Origin of the sequence: Streptomyces sp. SCUT-3 (assembly GCF_014083985.1) — a bacterium.
Lineage (GTDB): Bacteria > Actinomycetota > Actinomycetes > Streptomycetales > Streptomycetaceae > Streptomyces_H > Streptomyces_H thermolineatus.
Window position 1 is genome coordinate 2,586,710 of record NZ_CP046907.1, and the last position, 13,674, is coordinate 2,600,383.

Below are 13,674 nucleotides of genomic sequence, written 5' to 3' on the forward strand. Positions count from 1 at the left end.
ACCATAGGGAATTCCACCACCGTACGTGCCGGTTGCGGCGGTTGCGGAGGTTCCGCCGGCTCGCGGGATCCGCCGTCACTCCTCGGACGGCCGGCCCCAGGCGCTGGTGCCCAGCCGGCCCGTGGTGCCGAGGTCGACGAGGATCTCCACCGTCTGCCGGTCCTCCCCCTCCGTCGGGGCGATGTCCAGGTAGCTGCCGTCGGTGGCGGGCACCGTCGAGTCCGTCACTCTGTTCTTCCACGCCAGGCGCGCCACCGCCTTCTCGCCGGGCTCCAGCCCCACCGGTTCCGGGGCGGTGTCGACCTCGTCGAGGGTGGCGACGGACGACAGGCCGTGGACGGTCTCGACGTCGAGGGGCTCCCGGTCGTCGTCGAGGACGCGGACGTCCGGGTAGCCGTTGACGGTGCGGGGGCGGGTGCCGCAGTTGTGCAGTTCGACGGTCAGCACCCGCAGTCCCATCACGGCGTCGATCTGCCCCTCCCGGACGGTGAGACCCGACTCGGGGCAGGCGGAGGCGGACGGGGAGGTGCGGGAGGGTGCGGGGGACGGCCGGTGCGGGGGCGCGGTGGTACAGGCTGTGAGGAGGCCGAGCGCCGTGAGCAGTAAGCCCGTGGCGGGGAGGGACGGGCGGCGTGTTCCGGCCGGTGTCGTGTTCATCCGCCGATCGTTCCACGTGGCAGCCTCCCCGCCGGATCCGCCCGCCGGACCCGCCCGGCGGCCTCCCCGCCGGACCCGCCCGCCGGGGAGGCCGCCGTCGGTCGACGGCCGAAAACCGGTGGCCCGCGGGGGTGGTCCTCGGGCAGGCTGCCCCTTCGTGACCGAACCTTCACCCGCAGAGCTGCCCGTCCGCCGGCTCACCCTCGACGACCTGCCCGCCTGCCTGGACCTGGCCGAGGACCGCGGCTGGCAGCGCGAGGAGCACAAGTGGCGGCTGCTGCTGTCCGTCGGGCAGGGGTACGGCATCGACGCGCCCGACCGCCCGGGCGGCCTGCTCGCCGCCTTCGTGCTCACCCCGTACGGCGCCCGCCCGGACGGCTCCGCCGAGTACACCTGCGTCAGCATGGTGCTGGTCGCCGAGCGCCGCGCCCGGCAGGGACTGGGCCGCAGGATGATGCGGCACGCGATCGCCGAGTCCGGCAGCGCGGTGCCGTTCCTGACCGCCACCCCCAGCGGCCGGCCCCTGTACGAGGAGCTCGGCTTCCGGGACGTCGGCTCCCTCGTCCTCCTCAGTGGCACCTTCACCGGGGAGCACCCGCCGCCGTCCGGCACCTCGGTGCGGGCCGCGACGGCCACCGACCTGCCGACCGTGCTCGCCCTGGACGCCGTCGCCTTCGGCACCGACCGCACCGAACTGCTGACCCGGCTCCCCTCCTTCGCGAGCCGCTTCGTCGTGGCCGAGAACAGTGCGGGCGACCTCACCGGGTTCGCGGCGGCCTGGCCCAACCCGACGGTCACCGTCGTCGGGCCCGTCGTCGCCGACGACCTCGCGACCGCCCGGGCGCTGACCGCCGACCTGTGCACCCGCACCGAGGGCCCCGTCCGCTTCGACGTGGACACGCGCCACGAGGAGCTCCACGACTGGCTGCGCGCCCACGGCCTCGACGGCGACTATCGCTGCTCCCTCATGATCCGCTCGGCCGACGACCTCCCCGGCGACATCGGCCGACGCTTCGCCCCGTACTCGGTGGCCCTGGGCTGAGCCCGCCCTCCCGGCGTCCGGCGCCGGGATGGCGCCGTCAGCCGACGACGCCGAGGTGTGTGGCCATCTCCCGCATTTCACCGGTCAGCGTGCGCTTCCGCCTGCGGAGGATGTCCGTCATCACGTGGCGCGCCATGGTCTGGTGCTTCAGCCATTCCGGGGAGGTCCGGCGCAGGGCGGTCAGCTCGTCCATCGCCTCCTGGTGGGAGCCGAGCGCGGCGTGCGCCTTGGCCACGTCGAGACGGTGACGGTTCCAGTTGTTCGGACTGGGACGGCCGGATGCGCGCAGTGCCGCCGTGCTCAGCAGTCCCTCGTCGGAGCGCTGCAGCACACCGTGGGCGTCACCGAGGACGGACAGGTCCTCCACCGCCTTGATCTCCGCCGTCGCGGGCCCGAAGGTGGCCCACTGGTTCTCGTAGTCGGTGTGTTCCGTTCCCAGGGCGCTGCCCGCCGTACTCGCCATGCGCCGGGCTTCCCGGGCCGTGTCCGGACGGTTGTTCCGCACGGCGACGGCAGCGATCTGCATGGACAGCTCCCCCCATGCCGCGAGTTGGGCCGGGGTGGCCGTGGAGAACCTGGGCTCGATCTCGGACGCGGTGGCCGCTGCCAGCTTCTCGGCCTCGTCGAAGCGGTTCTGCCGCAGGAAGAGCCAGCACAGGCCGGCCACTCCGTTGGCCGCTGCCAGCGTCCTGCCGGCCTCCCTCGAGATCCGGATCTCCTCGGCGAGGGCGTGGTAGGCCAAGTCGTACTGACGCACCTGGGTGAGGTACTTGCCCGCCAGCAGGAGTGCCTGTGCTCGGACCTCCCCCGCACGCTCTCTTTCCCCGCCTTCGAACAAGGTCGTCGCGGCCTCCGTGGCACGCAGGATGCCCGGGAGCTTCTTGGCCACACTGTCGTAGCAGTCTGCCTGGTAGAGCAGGTGCCCGTCGTTGATCTCCCGCTGCACCGCCGCCAGGTCCGGGGGTTCCGCCTCCTCCGTCACGGCCCCGGACAGGCCGACGGGCGGCATCAGGGCCCGGCGCAGTTCCACCAGGTAGCGCTGGTTGGCCTCGTTGCCGACGACCGGGTCCAGGGCCTCCGTGGTGAAGAGGGAGGACGTCGACACTCCCAGCCCGCGGGCCAGGGCGTGCAGGGTCTCCACCCGCACCTCGCCGCCCTGCTCGACCTTGCACACCACGCTCGGCGACAGCCCGGACGCCGCCGCCAGGCCCTCCTGGGTCAGACCGGCACGGCGCCTGTAGTTCCTGACGTTGGCGGCCAGTTCGTGCGACATGAGTTCACCCGCCCCTGCTTGTCCGTCCGTTCAGGATCACCCCGCTCCTGAACCCGTATCAACCGGAACCGCCCTCCGGGGGGCAATCTCCTACGTTCCGTGGGACTTCCACCGCCGCGGCATCCCTGCGCCCGCTCCCCGCGCGCACCGCGCCGGCCCCGCCGGGACGGTCTCCGCCCCGCTGCCGTCGGCGGCGACCACAGACCACCGAAATGCCACCCACCGGACATTCACTTTCGGTAATCACCCTGTCACTTTGGGGACTGTGACGACGGAAACCGATTCCCCAACACCACTGCCCCCACTGCCCGTACGCCGCCGCAGTGCCCTGCAGGCCGCGCGTCGCAGCAGCATCGCCGACGCCGCCGCCGGCGGAGCCGGACGGCTCCCCGTCGCGCTCTATGCCTGCACCGGCGGCGGCACGGACCATGCAGACAACACGGACGGCGTGGACGACGCGAACGGTGCGGACGACGCAGGCCGTACGCACGGCGCGGGCAGCGCGGGCGAAGCGCTGCGGGCGGCCGGGGAGTTCGTGACCGCCATGGGCTGGGAGGTCGTGGGCGAGTTCACCGACCCCTGCCCGAGGAGCCCGCTCGCGGACCGGCTCCGGTGGCGGCAGGTGCTCGCCCTGGCCGGGCGGCGCCGGATCCGCGGGGTCGTCAGCCCCTGGCCCGAGGCGCTCGCCACCGACCCGGACGAGCGGGCCCGGGCCGTCGGCCGGCTCGACGACCACGGCGTGTTCGTGCAGTTCACCCGCTGCACGGACCCGGGCCGGTCCGCGCGGGCAGTCGGGCAGGCGCCGTGATCGCCTCGCTGCGGGTCGAGCCCGCGGGGTTCGTGATGGCCTTCGCCGCCCGGCCCGGCACCGTCGGCACCGCCCGCCGCCTGGCCGGCGTGCTCCTGGAGCGGTGGGGGTTCGGGGACGACGTCACCGGCCGGGCGCAGCTGGCGGTGACCGAGCTGGTGACCAACGTCGCCCGGCACGCCGCCGCCCCGGACTGCACGCTGCACCTCCAGCCGGTCCGGGACGGGGTGCGCATCGCCGTCGCCGACGAGGACCCGCGGCTGCCGGTGGTCCGGGAGCCGAGCTGGGACAGCGAGAGCGGTCGGGGACTGTTCCTGCTCACCCACTCGGTCGACGCCTGGGGTGTCGAGCAGCGCCGGACCGGCAAGTCCGTGTGGGTCCTCGTCCGGAGCTCCTGAGGCTGAGCCCGCACCCGATCAACGCTCCTTGCCCACAGTCTCGGATGCCGAATACCCAAACACGCAAAGGATCTGATTGACTACCAGGAGTGGCGTCACCCATGGATTCGTACCATGCAAATCAGGTTAAATTTACGCAGAATAATATGGAACCGAAAAACGGGTCATTTAGTTGTGATTAAACCGCGCGACACCGTACACCAGAAGGTCAGTAGTCAATTTCGCTCGACCGGGAAACCCAGCAAGGGAGGCCAGGCAAAGTGACAAATAAATTTGATGCAGATCAATTCGAAAGCTCTCCCAGTGATAAGGAAATGATCGACATCGCCAAAGACCCAGCCAACGCCAAAGTTCTGAAGAGATCTCTTGAGCAACTGGCCTCCGGAGGCGCCGGGGAGACTCTTGCGGAAATGGCTAGAGAAGTCCTCCAGGGGCGCGTCAGCCTCAGGTCCGCGGTACAAATTCCAACTTACGCAGAGAGCCTCATGGAAAGCTCCGATCACTTTGCATCGAACTGGCACAAGATGTCCGACTCCGACCGAGCCAACCTTGCAAGTGAGGGAGCCAGATACCTTGACGAGCAGAACCGAGAATTCAACGAACCAAGCAGCACAGGAGAAAGTTGCACACCTAAAAGTAGGATGCGTCACGACGGAAAAGATTGGTCGTTGTTTTAGTTTTTCATCCGAACGGGGGAATCATGAACTTTAGCGTCGAACCCGGAAATATTGAGTCCTACGGAAAACTTGTAAAACGCGCCGCAGAGGCCATGGAGGCGGGAGAAAGCTACCTTAGTAAATACGCAAAGGTAGACGAATCATCCTCGGGTGAAATCTGGCAGAAAGTTGTTGGTCTGCACGGCCCCCGCGTGCAGGAGGCATTAGGAGTAATTAAGAAGTTCTCAAAGATTCTCACCGCATCCAGTCGGGAGCTGGAAAGATCCGCGCGCTACTACCGAAACACGGACCGCAGCCAAGCCGAACGTCTGGATGCCACCTATCCGGAAGGATCAGGCGTACCTGCCTACAGTGATCCGTGGACAGGAAGTCCAAGCGACTTCAAGGACAGAACAGACGCAGAAAATCGACTCAAACCTCCTGGGGGAGGCGATGGGTACATTCAAGGACATATTGATGAATTCGATTTCAACCCTGCCATGAAGACGTTCGGCACACTCATGGACTTGACAAGCCCCACCGCTCTTGTAGCTGAAGGGATCAAACTTGCCTTCGGCAAAGACATCCTGGGCGGGATGTCGCAGTGGGTGGCAGGGGACTGGGAAAGCTACCTGGACTGCGCTGACGTGTGGGACAACCTGGCTAGTCTATGTGCTGACGTGTCCGAGAATGTGACGCACGGAAACTACACCCTGAGTTCTACTTGGTCTGGGAATTCCGCCGATGTCGCATGGGATTACTTTGACGCCATCTCCAGCAAGCTCGACGAAGCCCAAATTGCTTTCGAATCCTTGCGGGACAAGTATATTGAAATAGCAAGTTCGATCTTCGGGCTTGCTGAACTGGTAAAGGCAGGAGCTGCCACTCTGAGTGACATGGCGATCCAAGTAGCTGTCACTGCCGCAGCAAGCAGCGCTGCAGCCACTACCGGAGTCGGGCTAGTGGGAACTGCCTTGGGGGCCGCTGTAATTGCCAAAAGAATCTTTGACATGATGGACCAATACAAGAAACTTTTGGATGCATACGACTTGGCTCTGGCTGGAGTGAGCATCCTGTACAGCGCGGGTTCAACTTCTATGGCAGCAACAGAGAGTGGATTGAAATCCTTTCCCGTGCCCGGCGGAAGCTACGACAACGCTTCAGTTTGAAGCGATATCCAGAGAGAGAGAAATGGAAATCCAAAAGAAAAACCCCAATGAATGGCTCATCTCAAAACTTGCGCTATTCTTCGGGATAACCTGCCTTCTGGGTGCGGCAGGTGTAGCGGGAATCATATTTTTTGCCACTCGGGGAGGTCTCGATTTCTCAACTGCAGTCCTTCTGGGATCCTGGCCGATAGCCTCTGTTCTTGCTGCTCTCGGATGGAGGAGGAGGAAGATCTCCCTGTCCTTCGTCGCGCTCCTCGTCGTGCTGGCCGGACGACTCGCCGCAGGGCTCTTCGACCAGTAGACGCTCTTGATGAAAGGAAACCGGAAGACCCGCAGAACAGCAATCCAAATCCTTGAGAAACTGTACGGCGGGGAGTAGTAGAATTTTCTTTCCTCAGGGGCGGCCCTGCTGAACTCCACGAGATTTAAGGAGCTTCACCCGCTGCGGGGTGCGTACATGATGACGGCCATGCCGGCGAGGCAGACGAGGGCGCCGACGACGTCGAAGCGGTCCGGGCGGTAGCCGTCGGCGACCATGCCCCAGGCGATCGACCCGGCGACGAAGATCCCGCCGTACGCAGCCAGGACCCGGCCGAAGTTCTCGTCGTGCTGGAACGTGGCCACCAGGCCGTACAGGCCCAGGGCCACGACTCCGGCGCCGATCCAGGCCCAGCCCCTGTGCTCGCGGACGCCCTGCCAGACGAGCCAGGCGCCCCCGATCTCCAGGAGCGCGGCGAGGACGAACAGGGCCACGGAACGGGCGACGAGCACGGCAGGATCCTTCCGGCGGGTGCAGGGAGCTGCGGGGGTGTCGGGGCCTCGTGACAGTCTCCCGGCACCCGGCCTTGACCCTCGACCCGGTCGAGGCCGCAGAGTCCGTGGACGTGGAGAGCGACATGCGCAGCATCGGTGAGACGGCCCGGGAGAGCGGCCTGACGGTCAGTGCGCTGCGGTTCTACGACGGGGCGGGCGTCTTCTGCCCCGCGTGGGTGGATCCGCAGACCGGGTACCGCTGGTACCGGACCGATCAGCTGGCCGACGCCCGGCTGCTGTGCCGGCTGCGCCGGGTGGGTCTGCCGGTCGCGGAGATCCGGCTGGTGCTCGCGGCGCCGCCCGGGTCGGGCGAGGCACACCGGGTGCTCGACCGGCACCTGCGGCGCCTGGAGGACGGCCTGTCCGACGCGCGACGGGAGCTCTCCGCCGTCCGCACTCTGATCGACCAGAGGGAGAGCCCCATGAGCAGCAGCACGACCCGCACCGCCGCCACCCGGTTCACCGTCGGTGCCGCGGACCTCGCCGCCGCCCTGGACGCCGTGCGCTTCGCCGCCGCGGAGGACTCCGAGCACCCCGTCCTGGGAGGGGTGCTGTTCGACGTGGAGGGGTCGGTGCTGCGCGTGGTGGCCACCGACCGGTACCGGATGGCGGTCTCGCAGGCCGCGGTGCCGGCCCTGGAGGGCCCCGGCGCGAGCACGGTCGTGCCGGTGCCGGTCGTCGACGGCATCCGGGCGCTGCTGGCCGGCGGCGGGGAGGTGACGCTCACGCTGGACGGGGACCGGGTCGTGCTGGAGGCGGCGGCCGGACGCCGGCTGGAGGGGGCGGCCCTGGAGGGCGACTTCCCGGACTACCGCCGCCTGACCCGGATCGAGGCGTCGCACCGGACGGACGTCCCCGCTTCCGTCCTGCGCGAGGCCGTGGCGGGCGGCGCGTGCCGGACGGTGCACGAGGGGCACGAGATCGTCCTGCTCTCCGTCGGCCCCGGGGGCGCGGTCTGCGTCGTCACCGAGGACGGTGGGGCCGGCGACGACGGTCGGGGGCCCGCCGACGGGACGCGGATCGCGGTGAACCGGCAGTACCTGCTGGAGGCCATCGGCGCGGGGGCACCGGAGCAGCTGGTGCTGGAGACCGGAAGCCCCATCACGCCGCTGGCGATCCGGGACGCGGGCAACGACGGAACGTTCTCGATCCTCATGCCGGTCCGGCTGCCGTAAGGACCGGGACGGCTCCCGCTCCGGCCTCGGTCACGGCCCCGCCCCGCCCCGCCCCGGCTCCGGACACGCCGCCGGTCACGGTGGGGCGGTCCCCGCTTCGCCGGAGCCGTCGCACCGCCCGGGCTGCCGCCGGGCTGCCGCCGGAGTGCCGCCGGGCCGTCGCCGTCCCGGGTGATGTGCGGGCGGGAGGAGCCGGACGGGCGCCGGGCGGGGGTAGGCGTTCCTGTCATGGGATTCGACTTTCTGAACGACAGGCCCGCGCGGCCCCGCGGCCGTGTCCGCGTCTTCCGCCGCGGGCGCCCGGCGTGGCTGCTGTGCGGCGCGGCCGCCGCGGCGGTGCTGGTGGGCGGCTGCGGGGACGGCGGGGACGGCGGCGAGGGCGCCGCCACCTCTCCCCCGGCCGCCACGGCCACCGGGTCGCCCCGGACGGAGCAGCCCGGCAGTCCCGGGGGGACCGGGGCCACCGGGAACCTCACCGGGGACCGGGCCGAGCGGCAGGCGCTGGTCTCCGCGAGCAAGGTCGGCTACGGGCAGGCGGTCGACGACGCCGTGGCCGAGGTCGACGGCGGCAAGCTCGTCGACATCGAGCTGGACCGGGGGCGCGGGTCGGACCCGGTGTGGGAGGCGAAGGTCGCCGCGCCGGACGGCACCGTCCACGAGGTCACCCTCGACGCGGTCTCCGGGGACGTCCTGCGGTCGCAGGAGGAGCCCGGGCAGAGCGACGACGACCGGAAGGAGGTGACCGACCTGATCACCCGGGCCGAGGTCTCGCCCGACGAGGCGGGGAAGACCGCCACCGGGCGGAAGAAGGGCGGCCGGGTGATCGGGGCGGAGCTCGACCACCACGACGGCCGGGAGGACCACGACGGCCAGGACGGCCACGACGGCCAGGAAGGCCGAGGGGGCGGCAACCCCGTCTGGAAGGTGGAGGTGGTGACGCCCGGCGACTGGAATCTGACCACCTACGACATCGACGCCGTCAGCGGTGACGTCCTGAGCGAGAGCGTCGACCGCGACTGACCGGGCGGGGACCGTCCGCAGGGGGCCGGACGGATGACACGGGGACAACACGTCCACGGTGGGAGTAATGGGACGTGCGGCCGTCCGGGAGCGCGGTGATGCTGAGGACGTCTCATCCACGCATCCGCAACAGGGAGTTCCCATGCGTGCATCTCGTCCCCTGGGTCTTGTGGCCCTCTCTCTCGCCCTGACCGGTCTTCTCGGCGCCGGCACTGCCGTCGCCGCGGGCCAGGGCGACCCCGACCGCCACCACCGCTACATCGACGCCGAGGAGTGCATCGACGACGGCGGCCAGGTGGTGCTGGAGGAGGAAGCCGAGTTCGGCATCTGCAACGGCGGCGACTCCAACGGTGAGATCGTCGACCTCGACAACGACTACGACGACGACGACTACTTCGACGACGACTTCAGGCCCTTCGACGACAAGGGCGCGGCCAAGGCCAAGGGCCAGGCCAAGGCCTGAGGTCTGCGTCTCTGACCACAGACGGGTGTCCCCGTCCCGCTGCCGGGACGGGGACACCCGTCCGTGAGTTCCGCACCGTCAGCCGGGATCGAGGACGTCGACGGACAGCGGCCCCACCCTGACCAGGCACGAGCCGCAGCGGCCGTGGGAGCGGTCGAGGAGGATTTCGACCTTCCTGCCGGTGAAGCCGGTGACGGTCCCGGTCGTGCCCCGCAGGTACTGGGGAACGGCTGTGCGGTTGATGCGGACCCGGGCACCCAGGGGTACGGCGGCCATGGCCCGTTGGGCGTCCTTCTCCCGCACCTGCCGGTGGCGCTGCTGGATGGTGCGGGTGAGCAGGGGGAGGTGTGCGTCCACTGCTCCGGCCGTGATCAGGCCGACCATGGAGGCCACGTCGGGGGTGAGGGCGGATTCGAGGGCGGAGGCAGAGGCGGATTCAGGAGTGTGGGCGAGGACAGGAACCGGGCGGGAGCGGCGTTTTCTGCTCATGCCGGACAGCGTGGAGTGCGACTCGGACAACCTGCCCACAGCCTGTGGACAACTTTGCGCGGGCGGACGGATTTCCACAGGCGGACAACCCTTGCGGGTGAACGCCCCCGCCGGTGGGCGTCCGCACGCCGGTGGACGCACCCGCGGACGGGCGGCCCTCGGGCGGGTGTCCCCTCGATCAGGCGGCCTCACCGGCAGGCGGCTCCGCCGTGCCACCGCTCCGCCGTACGGCGCCTGCCGCACCCACCGCCCGCATGGGGGCCGGGCGGTGGGCGCGGCAGGACGTGCGGAGGAGCGGGACGTGCGAGGGAGCGGGACGTGCGGATGGGACGGTCCCCGCGCCGGGGCGGGCGGACGGCCGCAACCCCTGTGGGCACCTCGAGCGGACCGGGCGCCCGCCCCGGCACGGGGAGTCGGGACCGACGGCCCTGGTGCCGGGGGGTGTGTCACCAGGGCCGTCGGGACTCGGGAATCAGCGGGCGCGGCGCGCCCGGGCGGGGTGCGTCAGACGGTGACGCCGTGGTCGCGCAGCCACTGCACGGGGGCGACGGGGGAACCGCCGCCGGGGCGGACCTCCAGGTGGAGGTGCGGGCCGGTGGAGTTGCCGGTGGAGCCGACGCGGCCGATGGTCTCGCCGGTGGAGACCGTGCCGGAGGTCTTGGTCATCGAGGACAGGTGGCAGTACCAGATCTCGGTGCCGTCCGGCAGGGTCAGGATGATGCGGTAGCCGTAGGAGCCGGCCCAGCCCGCGGAGGTGATCTCGCCGCCGTGGACGGCGACGACCGGGGTTCCGGAGGGTGCGGCGAAGTCCTGGCCGGTGTGGTCGGCGGACCACATGGAGCCGGCCTGGCCGTAGCCGGCGGTCAGGGTGTAGTTGGAGGTCGGCTTGGTGAAGCTGGCGGCGAGCTTGGCCAGGCGCTCGGCCTCGGCCTTCTTCGCGGCCTCCTCGGCGGCCTTCTTCCGGGCCTCTTCCTCCGCGGCCTTCTTGGCCGCGTCCTCGCGGACCTTCTTCTCGGCCGCCTCCTTGGCGGCCTTCTCCGCCGCTGCTTCCTCCGCCGCCGCGCGCTCGGCGCTGTCGGCGGCGTTCTGCTGCTGGGCGGCCTGCTCGAGGATGCGGGTGCGCAGGGCCTCGCCGGCGTCGGAGGAGGCCGTGGTGGCGAGGGGGGCGGCGACGGGTGCCGCGGCGGTGTCGTCCTCGCCGGCGACCAGGGTGTCCAGGCCCGCGGAGGCGACCGACGACATGTCGGGGACGGAGATGGGCAGGGACGCCTTGCTCTGGGCGGTGGCTACGCCGCCCGCGCCCATCGCCGCGACTGCGGCGACGCCGAGGACGGTGGAGCCGCGGGAGATGGTGCGCTGCTTGGGGAGCCGGTGCTTTCCGCGCACTGCGGCCACGGACTCCTCCGTGGGGTTCCAGCCCCCCGGGCCGGCCTCGGGCAGGGAGGCGGTGGACCACATCTGGGCAGGCTCGTTCGACGCCACGACCGGCGTACTCCTTTCCTTCCTTCTCGCCTACCGGGTTAGCTGACGGGTTCGGAGCAGGAAGGTCTCCTACGGAGGGCCGGATGGTTACGGCTCCCCGATTCACCCCAAGGAAAGTGGTTCCCCGGTTCTCGCCGCGCCCTGGTGGGGGCGCTTTGTGATTCGGCGACGGCGCACGGTGCCGCCCTTCGACGGCGTTGCCGACCGCGCTGCGTTATCGAACGTTAATAGACGCACGGGCCGGATTCCAAGCCGTTCCGCTAATCATCCCGAGGATTCATCGGACAGATCGGGATCTTCGGTGCAGGATCGTCGAACGTCAGGTCTCGATTGGGAATTGACTGGATGTCAGTTGATGCACGGAGGCGTGACACGCGGTTGCTGAGCGTGATATCCGGATGTGACGATCATCGCCCCGTGCACCGTGACGGACCGTGGCGGCAAACGCCCCGCCGACGACCGCGGGCGGGCGGCACGCCGTGCCGTCCGCCCGCCCGTGAACGCTCCCCCCGCAGGTCAGGCGGTGGCGCCTCCCTTCGCCGAGAGGGGCGTGGCGACGTCCTCCAGGGAGCGCTGCTCCGCCCGCACCCCGAAGACCGCCGCGACCAGACCGGCCAGCACCATCAGCACGGCACCGATTCGGAACGCGAGGACCGTGTCCGCCACCACCCCGGACTCGGTCAGCTTCGCGAAGATCAGCGGCCCGCTGATGCCGCCGGCCGCCGTGCCGATGGCGTAGAAGAAGGCGATGGCCATCGCCCGGGTCTCCATCGGGAAGACCTCGCTGACGGTCAGGTAGGCGCTGCTCGCCCCCGCCGAGGCGAGGAACAGCACGGCGCACCAGCAGGCGGTCAGGGTCACGGCCGACAGGTGGCCGCCGTCGAAGAGCCACGCGGTGCCCAGGAGCAGCACCCCGGAACCGATGTAGGTGCCGGAGATCATCGGCTTGCGGCCGATCGTGTCGAAGAACCTGCCGAGCAGCAGCGGCCCCAGCAGGTTGCCGAAGGCGATGACGAAGAAGTAGTAGCCGGTGTTGCCGCTGGGGACGTCGAAGAACTTGGTGAGGATCGCGCCGAAGCCGAAGGTGATGGCGTTGTAGAGGAACGCCTGGCCGATGAAGAGCGCGAGCCCCAGCACGGCCCGCTTGGGGTAGCGGCCGAAGACGGTGCGGCCGATGGTGACGAAGCCGATGCTCTTGCGCTGCTCGATGGTGATCGCGGCGCCGGGCCGGGGCAGCCGGTAGCCCTTCTCCTCCTCGATCTGCCGTTCGACCTCGGAGACCAGTTCCTCGGCCTCCTCCCCCTTGCCGTGGATGAACAGCCAGCGCGGGCTCTCCGGCACGTGGCGGCGCACCAGCAGGATGACCAGTCCGAAGACGACGCCGAGGGCGAAGGTCAGCCGCCAGCCCAGGTCCTTGGGGAAGACGTCGGTGTCGAGCATGACGATGGACAGCAGCGAACCGCCCATCGCGCCGAGCCAGAAGCTGCCGTTGATCACCAGGTCGATGCGGCCCCGGTACTTGCTGGGGATCAGCTCGTCGATCGCCGAGTTGATCGCCGCGTACTCGCCGCCGATGCCGAAGCCGGTCAGGAAGCGGAAGACGAAGAACCACCAGGCGTCGAAGGAGACCGCGGTCAGGGCGGTGGCCCCCAGGTAGACCGCCAGCGTGACCAGGAACAGCTTCTTGCGCCCGTACAGGTCGGTCAGCCGGCCGAAGAACAGGGCGCCCGTGCAGGCCCCCGCCACGTACAGGGCGGCGGCGATGCCCGTCACCTGGGCGCTGCTGACGGCCAGTCCGCTGCCCTCCTCGGAGAGCCGCGAGGCGATGTTGCCGACGACGGTGACCTCGAGCCCGTCGAGGATCCAGACGGTGCCGAGACCGATGACGATCATCCAGTGCCACCGGGACCAGGGGAGGCGGTCCAGACGGGCCGGCACCTCGGTGGTGACGGTCCGCCCGCCGGCCGGCCGGGGCGTCGCGGTGCCGGGCGACCCCGACCCCGGGTCGTCCGGAATCCCCGGCCCCTGCGGACTCCCGGTGCCCGCCGCCTCCTGTCTGCTGCTGCTCATGGCCGCTCCTCGGTGCTCTCCGGCTGGACGTGGATGGCGTCTGCCCGGCGGCGGCGGGGCCATGCGGCGCAGCCCTCCGGCGCAGCCCTCCGGCGCAGCCCTCCGGCGGGCTCGTGCGGCGGGCTCGTGCGGCGGGCTCGTGCGGCGGCGGGGCCCTCC

Annotated in this window: 15 protein-coding genes and 1 riboswitch; of the genes, 9 read left to right on the forward strand and 6 right to left on the reverse strand. The window is 69.9% G+C overall.

What is annotated here, in order from left to right:
* Nucleotides 1–75: 75 nt before the first annotated feature.
* Nucleotides 76–657 (reverse strand): DUF4232 domain-containing protein, encoded by a 582-nt coding sequence (locus tag GQS52_RS11365; protein WP_182313284.1) that lies wholly within the window; start codon nucleotides 655–657, stop codon nucleotides 76–78.
* Nucleotides 658–814: 157 nt separating this feature from the next.
* On the opposite strand from GQS52_RS11365, the gene GQS52_RS11370 reads away from it, so the two are divergent.
* Nucleotides 815–1,699 carry a GNAT family N-acetyltransferase gene (locus tag GQS52_RS11370; RefSeq protein WP_182313285.1) on the forward strand — a complete coding sequence of 295 codons (885 nt, stop codon included), beginning with the start codon at nucleotides 815–817 and terminating at the stop codon, nucleotides 1,697–1,699.
* A gap of 37 nt (nucleotides 1,700–1,736) precedes the next feature.
* Here GQS52_RS11370 and GQS52_RS11375 read toward each other — a convergent pair whose 3' ends face one another.
* Nucleotides 1,737–2,972: a helix-turn-helix transcriptional regulator gene (locus GQS52_RS11375; protein WP_182313286.1), complete on the reverse strand. Its 1,236-nt coding sequence runs from the start codon at nucleotides 2,970–2,972 to the stop codon at nucleotides 1,737–1,739.
* A 448-nt stretch (nucleotides 2,973–3,420) separates the two neighbouring features.
* Between GQS52_RS11375 and GQS52_RS11380 the strand changes: the two genes are divergently transcribed.
* The 5 genes from GQS52_RS11380 (at nucleotide 3,421) to GQS52_RS11400 (ending at nucleotide 6,304) form a co-directional block, all read left to right on the forward strand.
* A complete protein-coding gene (locus GQS52_RS11380) occupies nucleotides 3,421–3,780 on the forward strand; it encodes a hypothetical protein (RefSeq protein WP_182313287.1) in 360 nt (119 codons plus the stop codon).
* Nucleotides 3,777–4,178: an ATP-binding protein gene (locus GQS52_RS11385; RefSeq protein ID WP_182313288.1), complete on the forward strand. Its 402-nt coding sequence runs from the start codon at nucleotides 3,777–3,779 to the stop codon at nucleotides 4,176–4,178. The genes GQS52_RS11380 and GQS52_RS11385 overlap by 4 nt, the downstream gene beginning before the upstream one ends.
* A gap of 314 nt (nucleotides 4,179–4,492) precedes the next feature.
* The gene (locus GQS52_RS11390) at nucleotides 4,493–4,855 is read left to right on the forward strand and encodes a hypothetical protein (RefSeq protein ID WP_182313289.1); all 363 of its coding nucleotides are present in this window, start codon (nucleotides 4,493–4,495) and stop codon (nucleotides 4,853–4,855) included.
* Between the two features lie 23 nt (nucleotides 4,856–4,878).
* The gene (locus GQS52_RS11395; protein WP_182313290.1) at nucleotides 4,879–6,003 is read left to right on the forward strand and encodes a hypothetical protein; all 1,125 of its coding nucleotides are present in this window, start codon (nucleotides 4,879–4,881) and stop codon (nucleotides 6,001–6,003) included.
* Between the two features lie 22 nt (nucleotides 6,004–6,025).
* The gene (locus tag GQS52_RS11400) at nucleotides 6,026–6,304 is read left to right on the forward strand and encodes a hypothetical protein (RefSeq protein ID WP_182313291.1); all 279 of its coding nucleotides are present in this window, start codon (nucleotides 6,026–6,028) and stop codon (nucleotides 6,302–6,304) included.
* A 134-nt stretch (nucleotides 6,305–6,438) separates the two neighbouring features.
* Here GQS52_RS11400 and GQS52_RS11405 read toward each other — a convergent pair whose 3' ends face one another.
* Entirely contained in the window at nucleotides 6,439–6,774 is a 336-nt protein-coding gene (locus GQS52_RS11405; RefSeq protein ID WP_182313292.1) for a YnfA family protein, read from the reverse strand.
* A gap of 50 nt (nucleotides 6,775–6,824) precedes the next feature.
* On the opposite strand from GQS52_RS11405, the gene GQS52_RS11410 reads away from it, so the two are divergent.
* From GQS52_RS11410 to GQS52_RS11420, 3 genes are all read left to right on the forward strand, one after another.
* A complete protein-coding gene (locus GQS52_RS11410; protein WP_346268235.1) occupies nucleotides 6,825–7,991 on the forward strand; it encodes a MerR family transcriptional regulator in 1,167 nt (388 codons plus the stop codon).
* Between the two features lie 228 nt (nucleotides 7,992–8,219).
* A complete protein-coding gene (locus tag GQS52_RS11415) occupies nucleotides 8,220–9,011 on the forward strand; it encodes a PepSY domain-containing protein (RefSeq protein WP_182313293.1) in 792 nt (263 codons plus the stop codon).
* Between the two features lie 142 nt (nucleotides 9,012–9,153).
* Complete coding sequence (locus GQS52_RS11420; protein ID WP_182313294.1) at nucleotides 9,154–9,474, forward strand: hypothetical protein; 321 nt, start codon at nucleotides 9,154–9,156, stop codon at nucleotides 9,472–9,474.
* A 78-nt stretch (nucleotides 9,475–9,552) separates the two neighbouring features.
* Here GQS52_RS11420 and GQS52_RS11425 read toward each other — a convergent pair whose 3' ends face one another.
* The 3 genes from GQS52_RS11425 to GQS52_RS11435 all read right to left on the reverse strand — a co-directional run bounded on the left by GQS52_RS11425 (nucleotide 9,553) and on the right by GQS52_RS11435 (nucleotide 13,515).
* On the reverse strand, nucleotides 9,553–9,963 hold the full coding sequence (locus GQS52_RS11425) for a hypothetical protein (RefSeq protein WP_182313295.1): 411 nt from the start codon (nucleotides 9,961–9,963) through the stop codon (nucleotides 9,553–9,555).
* A 504-nt stretch (nucleotides 9,964–10,467) separates the two neighbouring features.
* Nucleotides 10,468–11,421, reverse strand: a complete 954-nt coding sequence (locus GQS52_RS11430; RefSeq protein ID WP_182316373.1) for a M23 family metallopeptidase — start codon at nucleotides 11,419–11,421, stop codon at nucleotides 10,468–10,470.
* Nucleotides 11,422–11,457: 36 nt separating this feature from the next.
* Nucleotides 11,458–11,623: riboswitch (cyclic di-AMP (ydaO/yuaA leader) on the reverse strand.
* 338 nt (nucleotides 11,624–11,961) lie between these two features.
* Nucleotides 11,962–13,515, reverse strand: coding sequence for an MFS transporter (locus GQS52_RS11435; RefSeq protein WP_182313296.1), 1,554 nt, complete (start codon nucleotides 13,513–13,515; stop codon nucleotides 11,962–11,964).
* Nucleotides 13,516–13,674 lie beyond the last annotated feature (159 nt).